This is a genomic window from Streptomyces sp. 5-10, from assembly GCF_014712245.1.
Taxonomy (GTDB): domain Bacteria; phylum Actinomycetota; class Actinomycetes; order Streptomycetales; family Streptomycetaceae; genus Streptomyces; species Streptomyces violaceusniger.
Genome location: NZ_JACVYG010000012.1, coordinates 13,956 through 38,692 on the forward strand (window position 1 = coordinate 13,956; position 24,737 = coordinate 38,692).

26 protein-coding genes and 1 tRNA gene are annotated in these 24,737 nt (G+C 70.3%); 7 read left to right on the forward strand and 20 right to left on the reverse strand.

Translation table 11 applies throughout. From position 1 onward, the window contains the following. Positions 1-256: 256 nt before the first annotated feature. Positions 257-1,567, forward strand: a complete 1,311-nt coding sequence (locus IEJ02_RS16525) for an SGNH/GDSL hydrolase family protein (RefSeq protein ID WP_191065593.1) — start codon at positions 257-259, stop codon at positions 1,565-1,567. A 225-nt stretch (positions 1,568-1,792) separates the two neighbouring features. On the opposite strand, the gene IEJ02_RS16530 is transcribed toward IEJ02_RS16525, so the two are convergent. The 4 genes from IEJ02_RS16530 to IEJ02_RS16545 form a co-directional block, all read right to left on the reverse strand. Then, complete coding sequence (locus IEJ02_RS16530; RefSeq protein ID WP_223863951.1) at positions 1,793-2,557, reverse strand: DUF1707 SHOCT-like domain-containing protein; 765 nt, start codon at positions 2,555-2,557, stop codon at positions 1,793-1,795. 82 nt (positions 2,558-2,639) lie between these two features. Next, on the reverse strand, positions 2,640-3,641 hold the full coding sequence (locus tag IEJ02_RS16535; RefSeq protein WP_191065594.1) for an ABC transporter ATP-binding protein: 1,002 nt from the start codon (positions 3,639-3,641) through the stop codon (positions 2,640-2,642). A gap of 59 nt (positions 3,642-3,700) precedes the next feature. After that, a complete protein-coding gene (locus IEJ02_RS16540; RefSeq protein WP_275559572.1) occupies positions 3,701-4,465 on the reverse strand; it encodes an ABC transporter permease in 765 nt (254 codons plus the stop codon). Positions 4,466-4,511: 46 nt separating this feature from the next. Then, complete coding sequence (locus tag IEJ02_RS16545; RefSeq protein WP_191065596.1) at positions 4,512-5,312, reverse strand: ABC transporter permease; 801 nt, start codon at positions 5,310-5,312, stop codon at positions 4,512-4,514. A gap of 327 nt (positions 5,313-5,639) precedes the next feature. On the opposite strand from IEJ02_RS16545, the gene IEJ02_RS16550 reads away from it, so the two are divergent. Then, positions 5,640-7,985, forward strand: a complete 2,346-nt coding sequence (locus IEJ02_RS16550; RefSeq protein WP_191065597.1) for a transglycosylase domain-containing protein — start codon at positions 5,640-5,642, stop codon at positions 7,983-7,985. 379 nt (positions 7,986-8,364) lie between these two features. On the opposite strand, the gene IEJ02_RS16555 is transcribed toward IEJ02_RS16550, so the two are convergent. Next, positions 8,365-8,667 carry a GroES family chaperonin gene (locus IEJ02_RS16555; protein WP_137980763.1) on the reverse strand — a complete coding sequence of 101 codons (303 nt, stop codon included), beginning with the start codon at positions 8,665-8,667 and terminating at the stop codon, positions 8,365-8,367. Positions 8,668-8,770: 103 nt separating this feature from the next. After that, positions 8,771-9,133, reverse strand: a complete 363-nt coding sequence (locus IEJ02_RS16560) for a DUF3618 domain-containing protein (protein WP_191065598.1) — start codon at positions 9,131-9,133, stop codon at positions 8,771-8,773. A 153-nt stretch (positions 9,134-9,286) separates the two neighbouring features. On the opposite strand from IEJ02_RS16560, the gene bcp reads away from it, so the two are divergent. Continuing rightward, positions 9,287-9,754 (forward strand): thioredoxin-dependent thiol peroxidase, encoded by a 468-nt coding sequence (gene bcp, locus IEJ02_RS16565; protein ID WP_191065599.1) that lies wholly within the window; start codon positions 9,287-9,289, stop codon positions 9,752-9,754. Between the two features lie 58 nt (positions 9,755-9,812). Continuing rightward, a tRNA-Leu gene (locus IEJ02_RS16570) sits at positions 9,813-9,896 on the forward strand. A 66-nt stretch (positions 9,897-9,962) separates the two neighbouring features. Here the strand turns inward: IEJ02_RS16570 and rdgB are convergent. The 4 genes from rdgB to IEJ02_RS16590 all read right to left on the reverse strand — a co-directional run bounded on the left by rdgB (position 9,963) and on the right by IEJ02_RS16590 (position 12,185). Next, the gene (gene rdgB, locus IEJ02_RS16575) at positions 9,963-10,598 is read right to left on the reverse strand and encodes an RdgB/HAM1 family non-canonical purine NTP pyrophosphatase (protein WP_191065600.1); all 636 of its coding nucleotides are present in this window, start codon (positions 10,596-10,598) and stop codon (positions 9,963-9,965) included. A 56-nt stretch (positions 10,599-10,654) separates the two neighbouring features. After that, the gene (locus IEJ02_RS16580) at positions 10,655-11,050 is read right to left on the reverse strand and encodes a hypothetical protein (RefSeq protein WP_137978157.1); all 396 of its coding nucleotides are present in this window, start codon (positions 11,048-11,050) and stop codon (positions 10,655-10,657) included. A gap of 84 nt (positions 11,051-11,134) precedes the next feature. Continuing rightward, a complete protein-coding gene (gene rph / locus IEJ02_RS16585) occupies positions 11,135-11,866 on the reverse strand; it encodes a ribonuclease PH (RefSeq protein WP_191065601.1) in 732 nt (243 codons plus the stop codon). Between the two features lie 85 nt (positions 11,867-11,951). Then, positions 11,952-12,185: a PTS sugar transporter subunit IIB gene (locus tag IEJ02_RS16590; RefSeq protein ID WP_191065602.1), complete on the reverse strand. Its 234-nt coding sequence runs from the start codon at positions 12,183-12,185 to the stop codon at positions 11,952-11,954. A 197-nt stretch (positions 12,186-12,382) separates the two neighbouring features. Between IEJ02_RS16590 and IEJ02_RS16595 the strand changes: the two genes are divergently transcribed. Further along, positions 12,383-13,633, forward strand: a complete 1,251-nt coding sequence (locus IEJ02_RS16595) for a PTS transporter subunit EIIC (RefSeq protein WP_191065603.1) — start codon at positions 12,383-12,385, stop codon at positions 13,631-13,633. A gap of 77 nt (positions 13,634-13,710) precedes the next feature. Here the strand turns inward: IEJ02_RS16595 and IEJ02_RS16600 are convergent, their stop codons facing one another. From IEJ02_RS16600 to clpS, 8 genes are all read right to left on the reverse strand, one after another. Next, a complete protein-coding gene (locus IEJ02_RS16600; RefSeq protein ID WP_137978159.1) occupies positions 13,711-14,463 on the reverse strand; it encodes an MBL fold metallo-hydrolase in 753 nt (250 codons plus the stop codon). A 182-nt stretch (positions 14,464-14,645) separates the two neighbouring features. Continuing rightward, on the reverse strand, positions 14,646-15,596 hold the full coding sequence (locus IEJ02_RS16605; RefSeq protein WP_191065604.1) for a PLP-dependent cysteine synthase family protein: 951 nt from the start codon (positions 15,594-15,596) through the stop codon (positions 14,646-14,648). Beyond that, the gene (locus tag IEJ02_RS16610) at positions 15,596-15,928 is read right to left on the reverse strand and encodes a MoaD/ThiS family protein (protein ID WP_191065605.1); all 333 of its coding nucleotides are present in this window, start codon (positions 15,926-15,928) and stop codon (positions 15,596-15,598) included. The genes IEJ02_RS16605 and IEJ02_RS16610 overlap by 1 nt, the downstream gene beginning before the upstream one ends. A 93-nt stretch (positions 15,929-16,021) precedes the next feature. Next, positions 16,022-16,138 carry a putative leader peptide gene (locus tag IEJ02_RS50395; RefSeq protein WP_014061047.1) on the reverse strand — a complete coding sequence of 39 codons (117 nt, stop codon included), beginning with the start codon at positions 16,136-16,138 and terminating at the stop codon, positions 16,022-16,024. Between the two features lie 91 nt (positions 16,139-16,229). Next, positions 16,230-16,655, reverse strand: coding sequence for a M67 family metallopeptidase (locus tag IEJ02_RS16615; protein ID WP_182471280.1), 426 nt, complete (start codon positions 16,653-16,655; stop codon positions 16,230-16,232). An 80-nt stretch (positions 16,656-16,735) separates the two neighbouring features. After that, positions 16,736-18,148 (reverse strand): amino acid permease, encoded by a 1,413-nt coding sequence (locus IEJ02_RS16620; RefSeq protein ID WP_191065606.1) that lies wholly within the window; start codon positions 18,146-18,148, stop codon positions 16,736-16,738. 211 nt (positions 18,149-18,359) lie between these two features. Beyond that, positions 18,360-18,971 (reverse strand): DUF2017 domain-containing protein, encoded by a 612-nt coding sequence (locus IEJ02_RS16625; RefSeq protein ID WP_191065607.1) that lies wholly within the window; start codon positions 18,969-18,971, stop codon positions 18,360-18,362. Next, entirely contained in the window at positions 18,971-19,282 is a 312-nt protein-coding gene (clpS, locus tag IEJ02_RS16630; protein ID WP_137978163.1) for an ATP-dependent Clp protease adapter ClpS, read from the reverse strand. The genes IEJ02_RS16625 and clpS overlap by 1 nt, the downstream gene beginning before the upstream one ends. Positions 19,283-19,365: 83 nt before the next feature. Here clpS and IEJ02_RS16635 point away from each other — a divergent pair, with 83 nt between their 5' ends. Further along, the gene (locus IEJ02_RS16635; RefSeq protein WP_137978164.1) at positions 19,366-20,700 is read left to right on the forward strand and encodes a nicotinate phosphoribosyltransferase; all 1,335 of its coding nucleotides are present in this window, start codon (positions 19,366-19,368) and stop codon (positions 20,698-20,700) included. 87 nt (positions 20,701-20,787) lie between these two features. Next, on the forward strand, positions 20,788-21,372 hold the full coding sequence (locus IEJ02_RS16640) for a nicotinamidase (RefSeq protein WP_137980766.1): 585 nt from the start codon (positions 20,788-20,790) through the stop codon (positions 21,370-21,372). Positions 21,373-21,884: 512 nt separating this feature from the next. On the opposite strand, the gene IEJ02_RS16645 is transcribed toward IEJ02_RS16640, so the two are convergent. Continuing rightward, positions 21,885-22,199, reverse strand: a complete 315-nt coding sequence (locus IEJ02_RS16645; RefSeq protein ID WP_086886108.1) for a hypothetical protein — start codon at positions 22,197-22,199, stop codon at positions 21,885-21,887. Positions 22,200-22,333: 134 nt separating this feature from the next. Then, positions 22,334-24,721 (reverse strand): immune inhibitor A domain-containing protein, encoded by a 2,388-nt coding sequence (locus tag IEJ02_RS16650; RefSeq protein WP_191065608.1) that lies wholly within the window; start codon positions 24,719-24,721, stop codon positions 22,334-22,336. Between the last annotated feature and the right edge of the window lie 16 nt (positions 24,722-24,737).

Sequence of the window (24,737 nt, forward strand, 5' to 3'; positions counted from 1 at the left end):
TCTCCCCCCGCATTGTCTCTTTCCGGTCTCAGTCGCCCATGTGTGGAACGAACGGTGAGTTCCCGTCGTCTGTCTGGGCGAGCGACCCAGCACATTGGGGGCAGGCCGACGGGCGGAGCCGGGTCTCATCATGGGATCATGGGAGACCGACCGGACCGCATCGGCACTGCCGGATACCACCCGCCGTTCCCGTCCACTTCCGGAGCCTCGGGCTCCGTCTGCCCGAGGAGACAACCCGTCCATGAGCGTGCCCCCTATGCCCAGACGCACGGGGTATGCCGTGCTCGCTGCGCTGGCGGCTGTGGTGATCCTCGTCTCCACCGCGATATTCATCGGGCTCGGTGGTGACGAGGGCGACGCGGACCCCCGTGCGCAGGGAGCCCGCGGCTCGGCCGACACGGCATCGGCCGGTGCCTGGGTGGGCACCTGGTCCACCGCGGCCGCGGCCGCCGAGCCGAGGACGCTGCGCGGCGGCCTCTCGGGCATGTCGATCCGGAACGTGGTGCACACCAGCATCGGCGGCACCAGCGCCCGGATCCAGCTCTCGAACTTCTACAGCAGCCGCCCGCTGACCATCACCCATGCCTCGGTGGCGCTGGCCGCCGCGCCCAGCAACCCCACCGCGGCCGCCGGGACCATGCGCCGTCTCACCTTCAGCAACCGCACCTGGGTGACGATCCCGCCCGGCAAGGCCACCACCAGCGACCCGGTGCGGCTCGCCGTCCCGGACGCCGCCGATCTGCTGGTCACCACCTACACCCCGCAGGCGTCCGGCTCCGTGACCTACCATCCGCACGCCCGCCAGACGTCGTACATGGCGCGTGGCGACCGTACGGAGGACACGGCGGGCGCCGCCTACACCCAGCAGAGCCCGTACTGGCGCTATCTGACCGGCGTGGACGTGTGGTCCAAGCAGGCCGAGGGCGCGGTCGCGGTGCTGGGCGACTCGATCACCGACGGCATCACCTCCACCGCCGGGGCCAACCACCGGTGGACCGACTTCCTCTCCGAGCGGCTGCGCAGCGAGCCCGGGGCGCCCCGCTTCGGCGTGCTCAACCAGGGCATCAGCGGCAACCGCGTGCTGAGCGACGGCACGCAGTTCCCGCCCAACAACCCCAGCGGGCTGTCCCGCTTCGACCGCGACGTGCTGTCCCGTACGGGCGTCAAGGCCGTGATCATCGAGCTGGGCGTCAACGACATACTCCGCATCCCCCATCAGACCGACCCCAACCGGATCGTGTGGGGCCTGAAGCGGCTGACCGAGCAGGCCCACGCCCGGGGCCTGCGGGTCATCGGAGCCACCCTGACGCCCTTCTACGGGCACCGCGGCTACACCCCCCAGCTGGACGCCGTGCGCGAGCAGGTCAACGCGCGGATCCGCGCCGGGAAGGTCTTCGACGAGGTCGTGGACTTCGACAAGGCGCTGCGCGACCCGATCAGCCCGCTGCGGCTGCGCCCGACGTTCGACTCGGGCGACCATCTGCACCCCAGCGACGACGGCTACCGGGCGATGGCGCGAGCGCTGGACCTGGACCACCTGCGGGGCCGCACGGCGGCCGAGCTCTAGAGGGCCCCGGGGGGTCGGCTCCGCCCCTGGCCCCCGGTGATCGGGGGCCGGAGCCCCGCCTTCCAGCCCCTCCAGGGGGCGCCTCCCAGCGGTAGCTGGGGGAGATTGAGGAGCGGGGTCTGGGGCGGAGCCCCGCACGCGGCGGAGCCGCATATCGTCAGGTGTCGGGAAGGGGCGGGGAGGGGAACAACAGCCCGCCGCAGGCGCCACCACCCGTCACCGCCCCTAGTCCTCGCGGCGTTCCTTCTCCAAGGACAGCCGCCGCTCCTCACGCTCATCGCGCCGCGCGCTCCGCAGCTCCTCGCGGCGCTCGGCCCTCAGCCGGCGGCGCTCCTCCTTCATGCGCCGGTGCTCCTCCTTGCGGAGCTTGCGCTCGACGCCGACCCCGCCGCAGAGCGCGAGGCCGGTCACGGTCACCCGAGGGCCCGTGGGGTCGCCGTCGGCGGACCCGGTGTGGTCGAAACCACCCATGAGACCGATGCCACTGACATGCGTCTCCAGGTCCGGCGGGACGATGATCTGCACCCCGCCCATGAGGGCGAAGCAGCGGATCACCACATCGCGGCCCTCGAACCGGGCCTCGCGCAGATCGATCTCACCGCCGCCCATGACGGCGAAGGCGGTGAAGACACGCGGGACGGTCCAGGTCCCCTTGCGCTGGAAGCCGCCCATGATCGCCACGGCCCACTTCGAGGTCGGGGTGCCGCCGATCCGCTCGGCCCAGCCCGTGCGGTCGGCCGGGGTCGGCGGGGCCGGAGCGGCGCCGCCGGGCACCGGGAGGTCCCGTACCAGCGGCTCCAGCTGGCCATGGGTGCGCGCCTCGTAGGCCGCGCTCAGCCGCTCCTCGAACTCCTCCATGTCCAGGCGGCCTTCGGCGACCGCCTCGCGGAGGACCTCGGCGATCCGCTCACGCTCGGCGTCCGAGGCCCGCATCCCGGCCGGGTCCGGGAGGTCGGGGCTCGCCCCCTGGGAAGAACCAGCGCTCGTCATACGGACAGACTAATGGCGGGCACCGGCCCTGGCCCCTCTCACACACCGGGCCCTGGCCGCTTCCCACACAGCCCGCCCCCGGCTACGCTCCCCGCCCCGCCCGGTCCTCCGCCCCGTGCAGCATCCTCGCGATGACGTCCTCGATCTCGGGCTCGCGCACCGAGAGGTCCACCAGCGGATAGCCGTCCGCGACCGCCGCCACGATCGGCGCCGCGCTGCTGGTCGCCGGGAAGGCCAGCCACTGCCGGGGCCCCTCGACCCGTACCGTCCGGGCGCCGGGGACCTCGATGGGCGGCAGCTCCCGCTCCAGGTCGACCACGAGGGTGCGCTCGCTCTCCCCCACCGCGTGCAGCCCGTCCAGCCCGCCGTCGTAGACCAGCCGCCCGTGGTCGATGACCATCACCCGCTTGCACAGCAGCTCGATATCGGTCAGATCGTGGGTGGTGAGCAGCACCGTCGTGCCCTGCTCGGCGTTCACATCGCGCAGGAACTCCCGGACCTTCGCCTTGCTGACCACATCGAGCCCGATGGTCGGCTCGTCCAGATAGAGCACCTCGGGGTCGTGCAGCAGGGCGGCCGCGATATCGCCGCGCATCCGCTGGCCGAGCGAGAGCTGACGCACCGGCACGTCCAACAGCGCGCCGAGGTTGAGCAGTTCCACACAGCGGTCCAGGTTGTGGCGGTAGCGGTCGTCGGGGATCCGGTACATCCGGCGCACCAGCGCGTACGAGTCGCGCAGCGGCAGGTCCCACCACAGGGTGGTGCGCTGCCCGAAGACCACCCCGATCCGGCGCGCGAGTTTCGTCCGCTCCCTGGAGGGGTCGATTCCGCCGACTCTGAGCCGTCCGCCGCTGGGCACCAGGATCCCGGTCAGCATCTTGATGGTGGTGGACTTCCCCGCGCCGTTCGGGCCGATGTAGCCCACCATCTCGCCGCGCGGCACCCGGAAGCTGATGCCGTCCACGGCGCGCACCTCGCGTCGCTCACGGCGCATCAGCCCGACCTTGCGCCGCACCTGGAACACCTTCTCGACGCCGTCGAGCTCGATCAGATCGCCCCCGGCACTCCCCGTACCACTCGCCACGGCACTCCCCACACCCTTCGCCACGGCATCCCCGATGCCATTCCCCACGACCATCCCCCTCAGCTCCCCGTGCTCTGATACGCCCGCAGCCCCGCCCGCCACGCCAGCCCCGCCACCGCACAGCAGCCGCCCGCGACCAGCGGCGCCGCGAAGCCGATCCAGTCCGGGAGCCCCAGCGGGTCGGGGCGGCCCAGGATGTGCAGCGCCGGGAGCCAGTTGACGAAGGCCAGCGGGATGACGAAGGTGACGCCCCGCAGCAGCTCCTTGCCGAAGACCGTCGGCGGGTACTCCAGCAGCGTGGTCCCGCCGAAGGTGAAGGCGCTCTGCACCTCGGAGGCGTCCTTGGCCCAGAACTGGAAGGCGCCGCCGAGCACGAACAGCGCCCCGAAGATGGCGCCCCCGCTCAGCAGCATCACCGGCATCAGCAGCGCCCGGTCCACCGTCCAGTCGATGTCCAGCCGGGCCAGCGACCAGCCGAGCACCACCGCCCCCTGGGTGATCCGGCCCAGTCGCCGCAGCGCGAAGCGGTCGGCGGCCACCTGGGCGAGTATCGGCACCGGCCGCACCAGCAGGGTGTCCATCGTGCCGTCGCGCACCCGCTGCCCCAGTCGGCCCATCGTGCCCAGCGCCAGATCGGCGAGGCCGAAGGCGACGCTGGTGGTGCCGTAGAGGAAGGCGACCTCGTCCAGGGTGAAGCCGCCCAGTTCCCCGATATGAGTGAACATCAGCGCGATCGCGACGAAGTCAAGGCCGGTCGCGAGGAAGTTCCCCAACGTCATGATCAGGAACGAGGTGCGGTACGCCATCGTGGAGCGCACCCACATCCCGACGATCAGGCCGTAGGCCCGCAGCCCGCTGGACACGGCGGACTCAGCCACCCTGGACCACCACCTTCCGGGTCGCCGCCGATTGCAGCGCCCGCCCGGCCGCCAGCAGCACCACCGTCCACCCCGCCTGGAAGGCGAACGCCTCCAGCAGCCCCGGCCCCCGGCGCTCCTCCAGGAAGACGTCCGCGGGCACCTGGAGCATCGCCGCCCAGGGCAGCGCGCGGGCGATCTCGCCCAGCTGCCCGGGGAAGACGTTGAGCGGCAGGATCATCCCGGAGAAGAACAGGCACAGCAGCCCGCTCAGCAGGGACAGCCCCGTCCCGTCGAGCAGCCAGAAGGAGGCGAGCGACACCAGATAGCGCACCGCGAAGCCGACGCACACCGCGAGCGCCACGGCGAGCAGGAACCACAGCCAGGTCAAGGGCGAGGCGGGCAGCCGGAGTTCGAACGCCAGCGCCCCGACGGCCATCGGCACCACACCGCGCCCCAGCAGCTGGAACAGCGCCCGGCCGAGCTCGGTGGCCAGCCACCACATCTGGAGGTCCACCGGGCGGTAGAGGTCCACGGCGATGTCACCGGAGCGGATGCGCTCCTGGAACTCCTCCTGGAAGCCGCCGCCCATCAGCGCCACGGCCGCCAGCAGCGCCTGGCCGAGCCAGACGAAGGTCAGCGCCTGGGCGAGGTCGTAGCCGCCGAGGTGGGGCCGCTCGTCCCACAACGCGGTGTAGGTGTAGGCGAGGATGAAGCCGAAAACGGTGTTGGTGAAGACCCCGGCCACCGTGGCGACCCGATACGTCGCGTAGCGTTTGAAGCCGCTGACCGCGACGGCCGCGTACAGCCGCATCCGCCCGTGCCTCCCTCCCTGACCGCACTGACCGGCCGACCGGCACCGACCGGCCCGACCGACCGGCACCGACCGACCGGCCCGACCGGCGCCAAAATCCGGAGCCTAGTGGGGTGACGGGAGAGACGGCCACGCATTATTCACCGGATGGTGTGAGCGGAATCATTCATTCCACCGGTCACAGACCAGTCACAGGTGCGCGCCACGTCCTCGGCCCGGAACGGATGATGCGACAGTGTTTTATCGGGCGTACGACGCGAATCGCCCGACCGTGCACGATCCCGCCGCCGCGCAACCCTCGACGGCGGCCGAGGAGTCTCAGGAGACATGAGCGACGAGCCCCAGTTGATCGATGGTGGCGCGGCCGGAACGGGTGACCGGCCCGGCACCGGCGATGGCAACCACGACACGCCGCACCGCGCGGACGGCCTGACGGTGGGCAAACCGGCCAAGGGCAGAAAGGGGCGTCCGCAACGCACCGGATGGCGCCGACTGCTGCCCACCTGGCGCATGGTCTTCGGGGGCTTCCTGCTGATCGTCCTGCTGATCGCGGGCGGGCTCGTCACCGGCTATCTGCTCGTCGAGATCCCCCCGGCCAACCAGGCCGCCATCGCCCAGAGCAATGTCTTCCTCTACTCCGACGGCTCCCCGCTGGCCCGCGAGGGCACGGTCAACCGGGAGAACGTCCAGCTGAGCCAGGTGCCCAAGCGGATCCAGCACGCGGTGCTGGCGGCCGAGGACCGGGACTTCTACGCGGAGTCGGCCATCGACCCCCAGGCGATGCTCCGGGCCGCCTGGAACACCGCCACCGGCAAGGGCAAGCAGTCCGGCTCCACCATCACCCAGCAGTACGTGAAGAACTACTACCTGGACCAGGAGCAGACGGTCACCCGCAAGGCCAAGGAGTTCTTCATCGCGATCAAGCTGGACCGCGAGGTGAGCAAGGACAAGATCCTGGAGGGGTACCTCAACACCAGCTACTTCGGGCGCAACGCCTACGGCATCCAGGCCGCCGCCCAGGCGTACTACGGCAAGGACATCGGCGAGCTCAACACCGCCCAGGGCGCGTATCTCGCCACCCTGCTGAACGCCCCCAGCTCCTACGACATCGTCGCCCATCCGCAGAACAAGGGCCGGGCCGTGGCCCGCTGGAACTACGTGCTGGACGGGATGGTGAAGAAGCACTGGCTGAGCGCGGCCGAGCGGCAGAAGATGACCTTCCCCGGGCCCTCCGAGGCCAAGGCCCCCTCCGGCATGTCCGGCCAGCGCGGCTATCTCGTCGAGGCCGTCGAGGACTACCTCACCAGCAACGGGATCATCGACGAGCAGACCCTGGCGCGCGGCGGCTACCGCATCACCACCACGATCGACAAGGACAAGCAGGACGCCTTCACGGAGGCCGTGCGCGACCGGCTGATGAGCAAGCTCAGCAAGGACCGCAAGGTCGACGCCTACGTCCGCGCGGGCGGCGCCTCGATCGACCCCAAGACCGGGAAGGTGGTCGCCCTCTACGGCGGGATCGACTACACCAAGCAGTTCGTCAACAACGCGACCCGCCGTGACTACCAGGTGGGATCCACCTTCAAGCCCTTCGTCTTCACCTCGGCGGTGCGCTACGGGGCCACCACCCAGGACGGCCAGACGATCACCGCGGACACCCTCTACAACGGCGACAACAAGCGCGAGGTCATCGGCTCCGACGGGCCCACCGGCTACGCCCCCGCCAACGAGGACGACGTGGACTACGGCGACATCGACGTCACCACGGCCACCGACAACTCGGTGAACTCGGTGTACGCGCAGCTGGCCGAGGACGTCGGCCCCGCCAAGGTCAAGCAGACCGCCATCGACCTGGGCATCCCCAAGAGCACCCCCGATCTGCACGCCTCCCCCTCGATCGCGCTCGGCCCGGCCACCGCGAGCGTGCTGGACATGACCGAGGCGTACGCGACCCTCGCCAACCACGGCGAGCACGGCCGGTACAGCCTGGTCGAGGAGGTCACCAAGGACGGTGCGCGGATCAAGCTCCCGGCGCGGGAGAGCCGCCAGGCCATCCCGCGCAGCGCCGCCGACGCCACCACCTCGATACTGCAGAGCGTGGTCGACGGCGGCACCGGCACCGCCGCCCAGGGCGCCGAGCGCCCGGCGGCGGGCAAGACCGGCACCGCGGAGGAGGACAAGGCCGCCTGGTTCGCGGGCTACACCCCGGATCTGGCGACCGTGGTCGCGGTGATGGGCCAGGACTCCAATACGGGCGTACAGAAGTCGCTGTACGGGGCGACGGGCCTGGAGCGGATCAACGGCGGCGGCTACCCCGCCGAGATCTGGGCGCAGTACACGGCGGGGGCGCTGGACGGCAAGGAACCGGCCGAGTTCGATCTGCGGCTGGACGACGGCGCGGACGCCCCCGACGGCTCCGAGACCCAGCAGCCTCCGAGCTCCCCGCCGCCGGTGGTCACCACTCCCCCGACCGGCACGTCGCCGGACACCTCGGTCCCCACGGCGCCGACCGACACCCCGCCGACCCTGCCGACGGACGAGCCGACGTTCCCCACCCCGCCGACGGACTTCCCCACCGGCGGCCCGACGACCGAGCCCGGCCCGGGCGGCCCCGGCGACCCGGGTGGGCCGGGTGGCGACCCGGGCGGCCCGGAGTGGCCGCCGAGCGGCTGAGGCCCCTGAAGGGCACGGCGGATCTTTCCCCTCCCCGCCCCTTCCCGATACCAAGGGCTCCGCCCCTGGACCCCAAGGCCCAGGGGCGGAGCCGCATATCGATACCGCGGGAAGGGACGCAGCCCCGACCCGGGGTCTGGGGCGGAGCCCCGGGCCGGGGTCTGGGGCGGAGCCCCGGGCTGGGGTCTGGGGCGGAGTCCCGGTTTCGGGAAGGGGCGGGGTGGGGAACGGCGCGCCGCAGGCGTCAAGACCCGGCGGGCCCCCGAAGGGGCGCGGGGCCGCGTCCGGTGTGCGGCTCCGCCGCGCGGGCGCGACCAGCCACCACGGCGCCGCGGGCGGACGATCGACGGCGGGGGTCGGGGCACTTCCTCAGGCGGTCCTACAGGTACAGCCCCGTGGAGTCGTGCGCGCCCTCCAGCCGCTCCGCGGCCACCGCGTGCAGATCGCGCTCCCGCATCAGGACGTACGCGACCCCGCGGACCTCGACCTCGGCCCGGTCCTCCGGGTCGTAGAGCACCCGGTCACCGGGCTCCACGGTCCGTACGTTCTGCCCGACCGCGACCACCTCGGCCCAGGCCAGCCGTCGGCCGACGGCCGCGGTGGCGGGGATGACGATTCCGCCGGACGACCGGCGCTCGCCCTCCGGAATGTCGGTGCGGACCAGCACGCGGTCGTGCAGCATCCGGATGGGCAGCTTGTCATGGGTCGTGTTCGCACTCACGCCATGACCGTACCTGGCCGGAGGGCGGGATGACTCCTCAGGGCCGGAGCCCGCCGCCCTTCCCTCACCGGTGCCGCTTGCCGCGCCACGAGGAGCGTGACGCCTTGGCGGACCGGGAGGACCTGGCCGAGAGCGCGAGCAGGCCGACCAGCCCGGCCACGAGCAGCGCGGCCGGCACGATCCGCTCCATGCGGGGCGAGCCCTCCTCCGAGACCAGCTGACCGCGCACACCGGTCACCACTCGGTTGACGGACACATAGGCCCGCCCGGCGGTCCGGTCCACGGCCGACGCCGCCTTCGCCTTCGCGTCCCCGATGATCGTCTTCGGGTGCACCCGCACCCCGATCTCGTCGAGCGTCACGGCGAGCTCCTGCCGCCTGCGGGCGATGTCCGCCTCGATCTGCGCAGGGGTCCTGGCATCCGACACCGCGCTGCCTCCGTCAGTCTCGATGATTCGTAGTGGACAGTCTGTCAGCTCGTTCTCCTCGCCGCCCCACGGCACCCCCGGACGGGAAGCTGGCTAATGTCGGGTGTGTACCCACGATGTGTGTACCCCCGATGCCACGAGGAGCACCAGACCATGAGCGAGCGACTGCAGCCCGGCGACACCGCCCCCGCCTTCACCCTCCCCGACGCGGACGGCAAGCAGGTCTCGCTCGCCGACCACGCCGGCCGCAAGGTGATCGTCTACTTCTACCCCGCCGCCCTCACCCCCGGCTGCACCAAGCAGGCGTGCGACTTCACCGACAACCTCGAGTTCCTCTCCGGCCACGGCTACGACGTCATCGGCATCTCCCCCGACAAGCCGGAGAAGCTGGCCAAGTTCCGCGAGCAGGAGGATCTGAAGGTCACCCTGCTCGCGGACCCCGCCAAGGAGACCCTGGAGGCGTACGGCGCCTTCGGCGAGAAGAAGCTCTACGGCAAGACGGTGACGGGCGTGATCCGCTCCACCGTCATCGTGGACGAGCAGGGCAAGGTCGAGCGCGCCCTGTACAACGTGAAGGCCACCGGCCACGTCGCCAAGATCATCAAAGACCTGGGGCTGTGACGGACCCGGGGCTCCGGCCCCGGCCCCCGTTCACCAGGCGATACCATGACCGTGCCGAGCGGCCGTGATGGAATTGGCAGTCATGCTGGGTTTAGGTCCCAGTGGGGTAACTCCCGTGAGGGTTCGAGTCCCTCCGGCCGCACGCCACGCATGCGCAGGCCCGGCCCGCCTCATCGCGGGCCGGGCCTGCGGCGCTCTCCGGGGCCGCTCACCCCAGGAGTTCGCGGACGACCGGGGCGATGGCGCGGAACGCCTTGCCGCGGTGGCTGATGGCGTTCTTCTCGTCGGGGGTCAGTTCGGCGCAGGTGCGGGTCTCGCCGTGGGGCTGGAGGATCGGGTCGTAGCCGAAGCCCCCGCCGCCCACGGGCTCGTGGCGGAGGGTGCCGGTGAGCCGGCCGGAGACCACGCGCTCGGTGCCGTCGGGGAGGGCGAGGGCGGCGGCGCACGCGAAGTGGGCGCCGCGGTGTTCGTCGGGGACGTCGGCGAGCTGGGCCAGCAGCAGTTCGAGGTTGGCGCGGTCGTCGCCGTGCCGGCCCGACCAGCGGGCCGAGAAGATGCCGGGGGCGCCGCCGAGGACGTCCACGCAGAGCCCGGAGTCGTCGGCGATGGCAGGGTGGCCGGTGGCCCGGGCCAGGGCGTGGGCCTTGAGGAGGGCGTTCTCCGCGAAGGTCACGCCGGTCTCCTTGACGTCCGGGACGTCCGGATAGGCGTCGGCGCCGACGAGTTCGACGTCGAGGCCGGTCTCGCCCAGGATCGAGCGCAGCTCGGTGATCTTGTAGGCGTTGCGGGTGGCGAGGATGAGACGGCGGGGGTGCGGAGGGTGTCCCTCAGTGCGTTGCTGCATAGCTCTCGATTATCGAGGGGGTGCGTGGCCCATGCCGATCGGGGGCAGAGGGGCGGTCAGGGCGAGCAGACGTTGGTCAGCTCGCCCGCGGCGTCCTTGACCGGGCTCAGATCGGGGTCCTTGCCGCTGTCGACGGACTTCTGGACGTTGTCCACGGCCTTCTGGAGGTCGTCGACGGCCTTGCCGACGTCCGCGTTGTCGGTGCGGTCGGCCACCTTGTCGATGTCCTTGTCGAGGGAGTCCAGGATCTTGTCGGCCTGCTGCGGGTCGACGACGGCGCCGGTCACGGCGTCCTGGAGGTCGTCCACGTCGTTGGATATCTCGACCGCGAGCTGGGCGCAGTCCAGGGCCTTCTCCACCGCGCCGCAGCCCACGGTGACCGGCACGGCGAGCGCGACGGCGGCGAGGGCGGTGACGGCGGTGGTACGGCGGTGACGGTGGCGCGGCGCCATGGAGTGGGTCCTTCCCCGCGAATGAAAAGGTGCTGGTACCTGACTAAACGCCAGGCGCCGCGCGACGGTTGCCCGATGCCGCCGTCAGTTCTCCTCGGCCAGCGCCGCGCGCTGGATCACCGACAGGGCGTCACAGCCCGCCACGGCGAGGTCCAGCAGCCCGTTCAGCTCCTCACGGGCGAAGGGCTCGCCCTCGGCGGTGCCCTGCACCTCGACGAAGCGTCCGTCACCGGTACAGACCACGTTCATGTCGGTCTCGGCGCGCACGTCCTCCTCGTAGCAGAGGTCGAGCAGCGGGACGCCGCCGACGATGCCGACGCTGACGGCGGAGACGGTGCCGGTCAGCGGCTGCCGGGTGGCCTTGATCAGCTTCTTCCCCCGGGCCCAGCCGATGGCGTCGGCCAGGGCCACATAGGCGCCGGTGATGGCGGCGGTGCGGGTGCCGCCGTCGGCCTGGAGGACATCGCAGTCCAGGACGATGGTGTTCTCGCCGAGCGCCTTGTAGTCGATGACGGCGCGCAGCGAGCGGCCGATGAGCCGGGAGATCTCATGCGTACGGCCCCCGATCTTGCCGCGGACGGACTCGCGGTCGCCCCGGGTGTTGGTGGAGCGCGGCAACATCGCGTACTCCGCGGTGACCCAGCCCTCGCCGCTGCCCTTGCGCCAGCGCGGCACGCCCTCGGTGACGCTCGCGGTGCACAGGACCCGCGTATCGCCGAAGGAGACGAGGACCGAGCCCTCGGCATGCTTGCTCCAACCGCGCTCGATGGTCACGGGGCGGAGCTGGTCGGGGGTGCGGCCGTCGATACGAGACATGGGATGAGCCTATCGGCATCGCGCGGGCCCCCGGTCCGCGTCCGGCGCGGCCCCGCCCCGGGGACGGCGCGATGGGCTCAGGAGGTCACATCAGGTCTTCGATCTCGGCGGCGACGGGGTCCGCGTCGGTGCCTATGACCACCTGGATGGCGGTACCCATCTTGACCACGCCATGGGCGCCCGCGGCCTTCAGGAGGGCCTCGTCGACCAGGGCGGCGTCCTTGACCTCGGTACGGAGGCGGGTGATGCAGCCCTCGACCTCGATGATGTTGTCGATGCCGCCGAGCCCCTCGACGATCTTCTCAGCCTTGGTGGCCATGTTCGCTCCCTGTCATCCGTTCGCCATGCGGCAAGTGGTCTACACCATTATGCGGGCGAAGACGTTACACGTCACTTGGAACGATAGATTCCTTCATCGGATCCCTCCGTGTTACAACAGGTCTACACCACATGTGGTTTAGACCATAAAGCGGGCCGCCCCTTCCCCCGAGAGCCCGCCTCACCAGGAGGAATCCGATGAGTACGGCCACCGCCAAGGCGGCGCCCGCCCAGAAGCGGGGTGCCGGCCTGTTCCAGGGACTCCAGAAGGTCGGCCGCAGCCTTCAGCTGCCGATCGCGGTCCTGCCCGCAGCCGGGATCATGGTCCGGCTCGGACAGCCCGATGTGTTCGGTGCCGACGGACTGGGCTGGGACAAGGTCGCCGCCGTGTTCAACAACGCCGGTGGCGCGCTCACCGGCGCCCTTCCGCTCCTGTTCTGCGTCGGCGTGGCCATCGGGTTCGCCAAGAAGTCGGACGGCTCCACCGCGCTGGCCGCCGTGGTCGGGTTCCTGGTCTACAGCAAGGTGCTGGAGGCGTTCCCGGTCGCCGACGCGGTGATCCAGAAGGGCGAGGACATACCAGCCAAGTTCAACGACCCCGGGGTGCTCGGCGGCATCGTCATGGGGCTGCTCACCGCGGTGCTGTGGCAGCGGTTCCACCGCACCCGGCTGGTGGACTGGCTCGGCTTCTTCAACGGCCGCCGGCTGGTGCCGATCATCATGGCCTTCACCGGTATCGCGGTGGGCGTCTTCTTCGGCCTGGTCTGGGAGCCCATCGGCGACGGCATCAGCAACTTCGGCGAGTGGATGACCGGGCTCGGCTCCGCGGGATCGGCCCTCTTCGGCGCCGTCAACCGCGCCCTGATCCCGATCGGCATGCACCAGTTCGTGAACACCGTGGCCTGGTTCCAGCTCGGCGACTTCACCAACGCGGCCGGTGAGACCGTGCACGGCGACCTCAGCCGCTTCCTGGCCGGCGACCCGAGCGCGGGCATGTTCATGTCGGGCTTCTTCCCGATCATGATGTTCGGCCTGCCGGCCGCCGCCCTGGCCATGGCGCACACCGCCCGCCCCGAGCGCCGCAAGGCCGTGCTCGGCATGATGATCTCGCTGGCGCTGACCTCGTTCGTCACGGGTGTGACCGAGCCGATCGAGTTCTCGTTCATGTTCATCGCCCCGCTGCTCTATGTGATCCACGCGGTGCTGACCGCCCTCTCGATGGCGATCACCTGGGCCCTGGGCGTGCATGCGGGCTTCAACTTCTCCGCGGGCTTCATCGACTACGCGCTGAACTGGAGCCATGCCACCAAACCACTGCTGATCATCCCGGTGGGGCTGGTCTTCGCGGTGGTCTACTACGTGGTCTTCCGCTTCGCGATCACCAAGTTCGATCTGCCCACCCCGGGCCGTGAGCCCGAGGAAGAGGTCGAGGACCTCACCAAGGCGTAGACCGCGCCCCGCGCCCCGCGCGAAGGCCCCGGAACCGGCTCGGTTCCGGGGCCTTCGCGCGTACGGGGACCGCGTACCTACACCTCGTAGACCGCGCCCGCCTTGGCCAGCTCCACCGGGCCGCCGAAGACCGCCTGGGCGTCGCGCTGGTTGATCTGGGGGTCCGTCCACGGCGGCACATGGGTGAGCACCAGGGCCCCGACCCCCGCCCGCAGCGCGTGCTCGCCCGCCTGGCGGCCGTTGAGGTGCAGCCCCGGGATGTCCTCCTTGCCGTGCGTGAAGGCCGCCTCGCACAGGAAGAGGTCGCCGCCCCGGGCCAGGTCCACCAGGGCCTCACAGGGGCCCGTGTCGCCCGAGTAGACCAGCGAGCGGCCGCCGTACTCGATCCGGAAGCCGTACGCCTCCACCGGATGGCAGACCCGCTCGGCGCGGATGGTGAAGGGGCCGATCCCGAAGCTGCCGGGCGTGAGCGTACGGAAGTCGAAGACCTCGCGCATCGACTTCTCGTCAGGCAGGTCGTCGTACGCCTGGACCAGCCGCCGCTCGGTGTCCTCGGGGCCGTAGACGGGGATCGCCTCGGCGCGGCCACCGTCGTGCCGGTAGTAGCGCGCGACGAAGTATCCGCACATGTCGATGAAGTGATCGGGGTGGAGATGGGACAGCAGCACGGCGTCGAGGTCGTAAAGACCGCAGTGGCGCTGCAGCTCGCCAAGGGCGCCATTGCCCATGTCGAGGAGCAGCCGGAAGCCGTCGGCCTCGAGGAGGTAGCTCGAGCAGGCCGATTCCGCGGACGGGAACGACCCTGAGCATCCGACGACGGTGAGCTTCATGAAGCAGGAACCTCCTTGAGGGGTCCCCATGCCGAGGGCCATGGGCGGGTGCGGGGGGTCATGCGGTGCCCACGAGCGTAAGGCGCAAAAGACCAGGCAGCTCCTCCACGGGCCCGCGTTGTGGGCGGAATCACCAGGACGGAGCCGGATGGCGCCCCATGCCCCCGCCGGCCGATCGGTCCCTACGCCCAGAGCTGGCCGTGCAGCGTCTCGATCGCCTCCTCGGTGGTGGCCGCCGTGTAGACGCCGGTGGAGAGGTACTTCCAGCCACCGTCGGCGACGATGAAGACCACATCGGCGCTCTGCCCGGCCATGACCGCCTTACGGGCGACACCGAGGGCGGCGTGCAGCGCGGCCCCGGTCGAGACGCCCGCGAAGATGCCCTCCTGGGCGAGGAGTTCCCGGGTGCGGGACACCGCGTCCTCGGAGCCGACGGAGAAGCGGGTGGTCAGGACGGACTCGTCGTACAGCTCGGGGACGAAGCCCTCGTCGAGGTTGCGGAGTCCGTAGACGACGTCGTCGTAGCGCGGCTCGGCGGCGACGATCTGGACGTCCGGCTTGTTCTCGCGCAGGAAGCGGCCGACGCCCATCAGGGTGCCGGTGGTGCCCAGACCGGCGACGAAGTGGGTGATGGAGGGCAGGTCGGCCAGGATCTCGGGGCCGGTGGTGGCGTAGTGGGCACCGGCGTTGTCCGGGTTTCCGTACTGGTACAGCATCACCCAGTCCGGGTGCTGCTCCGCCAGCTCCTTGGCCACCCGGACGGCCGTGTTGGAGCCGCCGGCGGCGGGCGAGGAGATGATCTCCGCGCCCCACATGGCGAGCAGCTGGCGCCGCTCCTCGCTGGTGTTCTCCGGCATCACGCAGACGATGCGGTAGCCCTTGAGCTTGGCCGCCATCGCGAGCGAGATGCCGGTGTTGCCGGAGGTGGGCTCGAGGATGGTGCAGCCGGGGGTCAACCGGCCGTCCTTCTCGGCCTGTTCGATCATATGGAGCGCGGGGCGGTCCTTGACCGAGCCGGTGGGGTTGCGGTCCTCCAGCTTGGCCCAGATCCGTACGTCGGAGGAGGGCGAGAGCCGCGGCAGCCCGACGAGCGGCGTATTGCCGACCGCGGCCAGGGGACTGTCGTACCGCATCAGACCATGCCCACCCGTCGCCCGGCCACCACCCCAGCAGGACGGGGCTCCGCCCCGGCAGCCCCACCCGCGACCGCCGGGAGAATGGTCACATTGTCGCCGTCCGAGACCTTGGTGGAGATGCCGTCGAGGAAGCGGACGTCCTCGTCGTTCAGATAGACGTTGACGAAGCGGCGCAGCTCGCCGCCGTCGACCAGGCGCTCCTGGATCCCGGAGTGCCGGGACTCCAGGTCGGCGAAGAGCTCGGCGAGCGTGGCCCCGCTGCCCTCGACCGCCTTCTGGCCGTCGGTGTAGGTGCGGAGGATGGTCGGGATGCGGACCTCGATGGCCATGTCTGGGCTCCTGTCGGAGGGCGGGGTGGACTCCCGGACCGGGAGCGGCCGGGAGGGCGTCGTCGAAGGGCGTCCGGCGTCTCGGGCGCGCGCTCAGGCGGCCACGGCGCGGCGTGGACACATCGCGCTGGCGAGCCGGCACAGGTCGACGTGGAGCCGCGCCACGAGCAGCATGCCCGGCGTCTTCTCGCTCACGTCATCGAAAACCATGGACTCATCGTATCGATTCCCGAACCGGGCTCCGGTAGGTGATCCCTCGATACGGACGGGTAGCGACCACAATGCGAGACGGCGCGGCGATTCAGCCACCCGGGACGATCTCCACCTCTTCCTCGGTGACCTCGCCGTCCACGATCCGGAAGGACCGGAACTGGAAGGGCCCCTCGTCGTTGCCGCATTCGGCCGTGGAAACCAGGACGTAGTGGGCACCGGGCTCATTGGCGTAGGAGATGTCGGTGCGGGAGGGGTACGCCTCGGTGGCGGTGTGCGAGTGGTAGATGACCACCGGCTCCTCGTCCCGGTCGTCCATCTCGCGGTAGAGCTTGAGCAGGTCACCCGAGTCGAACTCGTAGAAGGTGGGGGAACGGGCCGCGTTCAGCATCGGGATGAACCGCTCGGGACGGCCGCTTCCGGCCGGGCCCGCGATCACGCCGCACGCCTCGTCGGGGTGGTCGGCACGGGCGTGCGCGACGATCTTGTCGTGGAGCGCCTGGGTGATGGTCAGCATGAACACACAATAGGAGGCGGGCTCCGGACGTTGGTCCGGAGCCCGCCTACTGAGATACGGCGCCCGAGGGGCGATACGGATTACTTGCGCGCGTACTCCGGCTCCGCCTCGACCGAGGTACCGGGCTGGGCGCCCCCGCGCGACTTCAGCAGGAACCAGCCGATCACCAGCAGCACGGCCCAGACGGCGCCCACGTACAGACAGACCCGGGCGTCCTTGTCGTACGCGATCAGGCCGGTCACGCCGATCAGGAAGATCAGCGCGACCCAGCTGAAGACGGCACCGCCCGGCGCCGGGAACGACGAGGCGGGCAGCCGGCCCGAGGTCACGGCCTTCCGGTACTTGATGTGGCTGACCAGGATCATCGCCCAGGCCCAGATGCCCGCGGCCGTGGCCACCGAGGTGACGTACTCGAACGCCTTCTCCGGGACCACGTAGTTGAGGACCACGCCGATGCCCATCAGCAGCACCGAGACGGTGATGCCGACGGCCGGGGTCTTACGGGCGTTGAGCATGCCGAAGATCTTCGGGGCCTCGCTGTTGGCGGCGAGGCCGCGCAGCATCCGGCCGGTGGAGTACATCCCGGAGTTACAGGAGGACAGGGCCGCGGTGAGCACCACGAAGTTGACGATGCCGGCCGCGAACGGGATGCCGATCTTGGAGAAGGCGTGCACGAAGGGGCTCTCGCCGGCCGAGAACTCGGTCCACTTGACGACGGCGAGCAGCACCACCAGGGCGCCGACGTAGAAGATGATGATGCGCCAGGGCAGGGTGTTGATCGCCTTGGGCAGGGTCTTCTCGGGGTCCTCGGACTCGCCCGCGGTGACGCCGACCAGCTCGACGGCGAGGTAGGCGAACATCACGCCCTGGAGGGTCATCAGGCTGTCGCCGATGCCGTTGGGGAAGAACCCGCCGTGCGACCAGAGGTTGGAGGCGGCCGCGGTGTCACCGGCGTCGGAGAAGCCAAGCGTGAGCACGCCCAGGCCGATGACGATCATGCCGATGATCGCGGTGACCTTGACCATCGAGAACCAGAACTCGACCTCACCGAAGATCTTCACCGAGATCAGGTTGACCCCGAACAGCACCACCAGGAAGACCAGGGCACTGACCCACTGCGGAATCGAGGGGAACCAGTAGTTGATGTAGATGGCGGCGGCCGTGAGCTCGGCCATGCCGGTCACCACCCACATCAGCCAGTACGTCCACCCCGTGACGAAGCCGAAGAATGGGCCGATGAACTCACGGGCGTACTCCGCGAAGGACCCGGAGACCGGGCGGTACAGGAGCAGCTCACCGAGCGCTCTCATGATGAAGAAGATGACCACACCCGCGAGGGCGTACATCAGGATGATGCTCGGGCCGGCCTTGGCGATGTTCGCCCCGGCACCCATGAACAGACCGACGCCGATGGCGCCGCCGATAGCGATCATCTGGACCTGGCGACTGCCAAGGCCGCGCTCATAGCCCTCTTCAGGAGCCGCTGAGGTCATATTGCTGCGCCTTTCTCCCTGTGGCGGCTGGCTGCGATCGTGAAGATTTACCACGACCGCCACGCTGATCGACTACATCGCGTGTGGCGCACGCCACAGGAAGAAGCGGACAAAAGTTATGGTGCGCAACAAAGTTAACGATCGCAGTGATGCGATCGTTATCCGGAGTTGAGCATCCTCTAAACGAACACTCAGTAATTGCCGGAGGGAATCATTCCGGCATGAGCGTCTCGATCAGGGTCTCCTGGAGCCCGCCGAGCCAGAAGTACGCCATGACCATCGGCTTGCGCGGATCGGAGTCCGGCAGCCGCAGCAGCTCGCCGCCGTCGTCCTCGTCGGTGACCTCCAGCCGGGTCCCGATGGCCAGCCGCAGGTCGTTGAGCGCGCCCAGCCAGTGCCGGGACCTCTCCGGCGCCAGCTCCAGCACCGCCGGGGCCCCGCCCGAGGAGCCGGGGCCCAGCGCGTCCAGGTCGCGCACCACCGTCAGGGCGTCGTCGCGCTTGCGCGCCCGCAGGTCGTTCTCGGTGAAGCGGCGGAACTCCGCCGACGCCTCCCGCGCCTCCTTCTCCTCCCGCGGCCCGAGCTCCTGGTCCGGCGGGGAGTAGGCGTCCGGGAAGAGCCGGGCGAGCGCCGGATCCTCCGGCGGCTTGCTGGGGCCGTCCGCGAAGAGCGCGTCCAGGGGGTCACCGCCCCCGGCGGGCTGGTCGCCCGGGCCGATCAGCTCGGCGAGCTGCATGGCCAGGCTGCGCAGAATGGAGATCTCCACCTCGTCCAGGGCGATGGCGGCGCCGCCACCCGGCAGCGGCTCGAAACGTCCCGACATCAGCGCTCCTGCTGGAGGGTCGCCCACAGGCCGTAGCCGTGCATCGCCTGCACGTCGCGCTCCATCTCCTCGCGGGTGCCGCTCGAGACGATCGCGCGGCCTTTGTGGTGGACGTCGAGCATCAAACGGTGCGCCTTGTCCTTGGAGTAGCCGAAGTAGCTCTGGAAGACGTAGGTCACATAGCTCATGAGATTGACGGGGTCGTTGTGGACCACCGTCACCCAGGGAACGTCGGGTTCCGGCACCGACGAGGGTGCTTCACGGGATTCGGGACGTTCGATCTCCACGGGCGTGACACTCACACGTCCCATGCTGCCACCCGGCACGGGCCGTCGCCTAAACCGGCACCCAGATCTCGTCACTCTGACGAGTACGGGAGGTAGCATCGTCAACCATGGACACTGCGGACTTGGGACTGCCGGTGGACGTGCCGTCGACCGCACTCTTCACCGACCGGTACGAACTCACCATGCTTCAGGCCGCGCTGCGGGCGGGCACCGCCGACCGCCGCTCGGTCTTCGAGGTCTTCACCAGGCGCCTCCCCGAGGGCCGGCGCTACGGCGTCGTGGCGGGCACCGGGCGGGTGCTGGACGCCGTCGAGAACTTCCGGTTCGACGCCGGCGTGCTGGACTTCCTCGCCCAGCACCGGATCGTGGACGAGCCCACGCTCGCCTGGCTCGCCGACTACCGCTTCCGCGGCGACATCTGGGGCTACCCGGAGGGCGAGGTCTACTTCCCCGGCTCGCCGATCATGCGGGTGGAGGGCACCTTCGCCGAGGCGGTGCTGCTGGAGACGGTCATCCTCTCCATCCTCAACCACGACTCGGCGGTGGCCGCCGCCGCGTCCCGGATGTCCACCGCCGCCGGCGACCGGCCGCTCATCGAGATGGGCGCCCGCCGCACCCATGAGCTGGCCGCCGTGGCCGCCGCCCGCGCCGCCTACGTCGGCGGCTTCACCACCACCTCCGACCTCGCGGCCGGATTCCGCTACAACATCCCCACCGTGGGCACCAGCGCCCACGCCTTCACCCTGCTGCACGACAGCGAGCGGGACGCCTTCACGGCGCAGGTCCAGGCGCACGGCAGCGACACCACCCTGCTCGTGGACACCTATGACGTCGCCGAGGCGGTGCGCACCGCCGTGGAGGTGGCCGGCAAGGACCTGGGCGCCGTAAGGATCGACTCCGGCGATCTGCTGCTGCTCGCCCACCGGGTCCGCCAGCAGCTGGACGAGCTGGGCGCCAAGAACACCAAGATCGTGGTGACCAGCGACCTCGACGAGTACGCGATCGCCTCGCTGGCCGCGGCCCCCGTGGACGCCTACGGGGTCGGCACCCAGCTGGTCACCGGCAGCGGCCACCCGACCAGCTCGATGGTCTACAAGCTGGTGGCGCGAGCCGGTTCGGACGACGCGGACGCGCCGCTGCTGCCGGTGGCCAAGAAGTCCATGGGCGCGAAGACCTCGGTGGGCGGCCGCAAATGGGCCGCGCGGCGGGTGGACGAGCACGGCGTGGCCGAGGCCGAGGTGATCGGCACCGGCGAGGTCCCCGAGGAGCTGGTGAACCATCAACTGCTGGTGGAGCTGGTGCGCGGGGGCGAGATAGTGGCCCGCGAGCCGCTGGACGCGGCGCGGGACCGGCACATCGCGGCCCGGGCCGGGCTGCCGCTGTCGGCCACCCAGCTCTCGCGCGGGGAGCCGGTCCTGCCCACCGAGTACGCGCGGTCCTAAGGCGGACGGGTCATGAGCGGGAACGCGGGGCACAACGCGGGGCACGCCCACTGCCGTAATCGACGCGGAGTGTCTACCCTCGGTGACATGCACCGGGCACTGATCGTCGTCGACGTCCAGAACGACTTCTGCGAGGGCGGAAGCCTCGCGGTGACGGGGGGCGCGGACGTCGCCGCCGCGATCACCGATCTGATCGGGGAGGCTACGCCCGGTTACCGGCACGTCGTCGCCACCCGCGATCACCACATCGATCCGGGCGATCACTTCTCGGACAACCCGGACTACGAGCACAGCTGGCCGGTGCACTGCGTCGCGGGCACCGAGGGCGTCGGGTTCCATCCGAACTTCGCGCCCGCCGTCGCCTCCGGCGCGATCGACGCGGTCTTCGACAAGGGTGCGTACACGGGGGCGTACAGCGGCTTCGAGGGCGCCGACGAGCACGGCACCCCGCTCGCGCAGTGGCTGCGCGAGCGGGAGGTGACCGAGGTGGACGTGGTGGGCATCGCCACCGACCACTGTGTACGGGCCACGGCGCTGGACGCGCGCCGCGAGGGGTTCGCGGCGCACGTCCTGCTGGACCTGACCGCGGGCGTCTCCCCGGGCACGACCGAGCGGGCCCTGGAGGAGCTGCGGGCGGCCGGGGTCGAGCTCACCGGCAAGCCGGTCGTCTGAGCCGCCGGGGGCGCTCAGAGCGCCCCCCAGCTGCCTTCCGGGCGGCTCGGCGGCCGCTTCCCGGCGGCTCGACCGGCCGGGCTCGACCAGCCGCCCTCCCGGGCCCCGGCGCTACGGTGTCCGACGGTACGCGTACGCCTGCGGCGGGCTGCTTCCCCTCCCCGCCCCTTCCCGTACCAGGGGCTTCGCCCCTGGACCCCGGAGGCCGGGGGCGGAGCCCCGCCTTCCAGCCCCTCCAGGGGGCACCTCCCAGCGGTAGCTGGGGGAGCTCGAGGAGCGAGGCCCGGGGCGGAACCCCGCCCGCCAGCCCCGCCGGCACTCGATGAGCGGGATCTGAGACGGAACCCCACCTCCCAGCCTCTCCGGCGCTTGAGGAGCGGGGTCTGGGGCGAAGCCCCACCTCCCAGCCCCTCCGGCGCTTGAGGAGCGGGGTCTGGGGTGGAGCCCCAGATTCGGGAAGGGGCGGGGAGGGGAGCAGCCCGCCGCAGGCGTCACGAGCCGCCGGACAGCCCCTACGAGGCCGGGGCCGGGGGTCTGAGGAGGGCGGCCATGGGATGCCAGAGCTCCCCTCCGCGGTCCGGCGCGGTGCGCCAGACCACCCCGTCGGGATGGTGGAGCACCGCCGTCACCTCGTCGGGCGTCGGCGGCGCGGTATTGCCGCGCAAATAAACAGCGCGCAGCCCGAGATTGCGGAGCCTGGTCAGGGCTCGCTGGCGGTTCGCGGCGTGTACCAGTACGCGCACGCCGCCCTCGCCCAGCGGGCGCGGCAGCGTCAGTGCGACCACCACACTGCCGCCCGGCAGCTTGGTGAATCCTCCGTCGGCCATTGCGGGTCATGTCCCCCGTGAGACGTCGTGTCAACAAGCAGGTCTAAGGGGCATCTAAACGCGAACGGCCGCCGCCCGCTAGGGGGCGACGGCCGCTACCGCTCTGACCTGCGAAAACGCAGACTGGTGTGGATCTAGGAGGCGGACGGTCCGACCTGGACGGTCATCGTCGAGCCGCCCGGGAGCTCCTTGAGGATCTTGATCCGGGTGTTGGTGTCAGCAACCTTGACACTGCCGGTCGGGTTGTTCTCGTCCCAGTACGTCCCCTTACGGTCATCGAAGACCGGGATGCCCGGCTTCGGCTTCACCTTGGCGGCCTTGCCGTCCTTGTGCAGCGTGAAGCCGTCCGAGGGGAGCCGGCTGAAGGGCGAGTCGTACGCCTGGATCCGGTTGCGCATCAGCGTGCCGTCGGCCCACTTCTCGGCGGCGGGGTGCGCGTCGATCGGCAGGATCAGACCGCTGCCCGGGTGGACGCCGACGTTGTTGTCCGGCTGCGAGGTGTCCCACTGCCAGATCAGCAGCCCGTTCTGGTACGGGAAGTGCTCGACCCAGTTGGGCCGGCTGGAGGGCCAGCCGAAGTTGTACGGACCGGTCTTGAGGGTGGTGTCGTACGACACGTACTGACGGTTCTCGGCGAGGTAGTACTGCGGGTAGTCCTTGGTGAAGGAGCCGCCGATGCGCGAGAAGCCGTTGGCGGTCCAGCCGTTGTCGTCGCCCTCGGCGCCGTCGCTGAAGACCGGGGCGCCGTCCGCGGTCAGGGTGATCGCGTCGGCCGCGAAGCCCTTCTGCGCCACACCGCCGTCGGTCTGATAGCGGAAGCGCAGGTCGATCTTCTTGCCCGCGTAGGCGTCCAGCGGGAAGGAGAGCTTCTTGTACGCGCCCGAGGTGCCGGTCAGCGCGGGCTTGTCACCGGCGTCGCGCGGGATGGCCTTGCCGTCCGCGGTGCCGTCGATGGGCGTCCAGTTGGCGCCGCCGTCCGTGGAGACCTCGGCGTAGAGGTAGTCGTAGTTCTCCTCGATGTCCCACCAGCCCTGGAGGTCCAGGCTGGCCTTGGACTTGCCGGTGAGGTCCACGGACCGGGTGAGGGTGTTCTTGAGGTCGTCACCCATCCCGCTCCACCACTGCCTGGAGCCCTCGGCGGGGGCGACCACGTCGGTGGTGACGGCCTTGGCGGGCAGCTCGACCACCAGCGCCTGCTTGTTCTTGGTGTTGTACTCGGCCACCCCGAGGGTGTGGGTGGACTTCTTACCGGCCTTGGCCGAGGCGTAGTTCAGCCAGCCCAGCTGGAGCTTGTCCCAGGCGTTCATGTCGCCGGGCAGATCGCCGATGGCGTCCTTACCGGTGCCGAGCCAGGATCCCGCGGACATCAGCGACCAGTAGGCGACGGACGACTCCCCCTTGCCGGTGGTGTCGTACTCGTCCGGCAGGCCCAGGTCATGGCCGTACTCATGGGCGAAGACGCCGAGGCCGCCGTTCTCCGGCTGCATCGTGTAGTCGCCGACCCAGATGCCGGTGTCGCCGATCTGCGTACCGCCCGACTTGTTGTCGCCCGGGCCGGTCTTGCCCGCGTCGGTGCCGTACGCGTACCAGCGGTGCGCCCAGATCGCGTTCTCGCCCTGGACGCCGCCGCCCGCGGACTCGTCCTCGCCGGCGTGGACGATCTGGAAGTGGTCGATGTAGCCGTCGGGCTCGTTGAAGTTGCCGTCGGCGTCGTAGTCGTAGCGGTCCCACTGGTCGTACTGGGCCAGGTCCGCCTTGATCTGCGCGTCGGTGCGACCGGCCGCCTTCTGGTCCTTGGCCCACTGGTTGACGCCGTCGCGGATCAGGTCCCAGGCGTTGGCGCAGTTGGTGTCGCCGCAGTAGTTGGAGCCGTAGCGGGCCTCGTTCCAGTCGACCTTGACCCAGTCGGAGACCTCGCCGTCCACCGAGTAGCGGCCCGAGGACTGCTTCTCGTAGTACTTCTTCAGGGACTGCTTCTTCTTGTCCTTGGAGAAGTAGAGGTCCTGGAAGTGCTCGCGGTTGTAGTCCTTCTGCCAGGCCGTGCTGTTGTCGTCGGCGCGGTCCGGCTGGGCGATGGTGTTGTGCGCCGGGCCGGGGTCGCCGCCGTACTTCTTCACCGGCGGCTTGGGGCCGTCCCCGTCCGGGTCGTACATGGTGGTGTCGTCCACCTTGTCGCCGAACTCGACCAGGATGGTGAAGATCTTGTCGGTCTTCTCCCGGGCCAGTTCGACGTACTTGCCCTTGCCGAGCTTCACGACCTTGGACGCCCCGCGCGTGGTCGCCTTGGTGTCGCCGGAGATGACCTGGCGCAGCGCCTCCTGGCGCTGGGATTCCTGTTGCTTGCTGTACGGACCTTCGAGGTCGTGCTGGACATCCGTCTTCGCGGGCGCCGGATCATGGCGCTCGACACGCGTAGACGGTGCGTCCGCCTGGGCCATGCCGGTCGAGAGTGCCGCCGCTCCGAGCGCGGCCACCACCGTGGCTATGGCGGCCGATCTGGCCGTCCTCCGTTGGCTGTTCACTCGCTCAGTCCTCCCC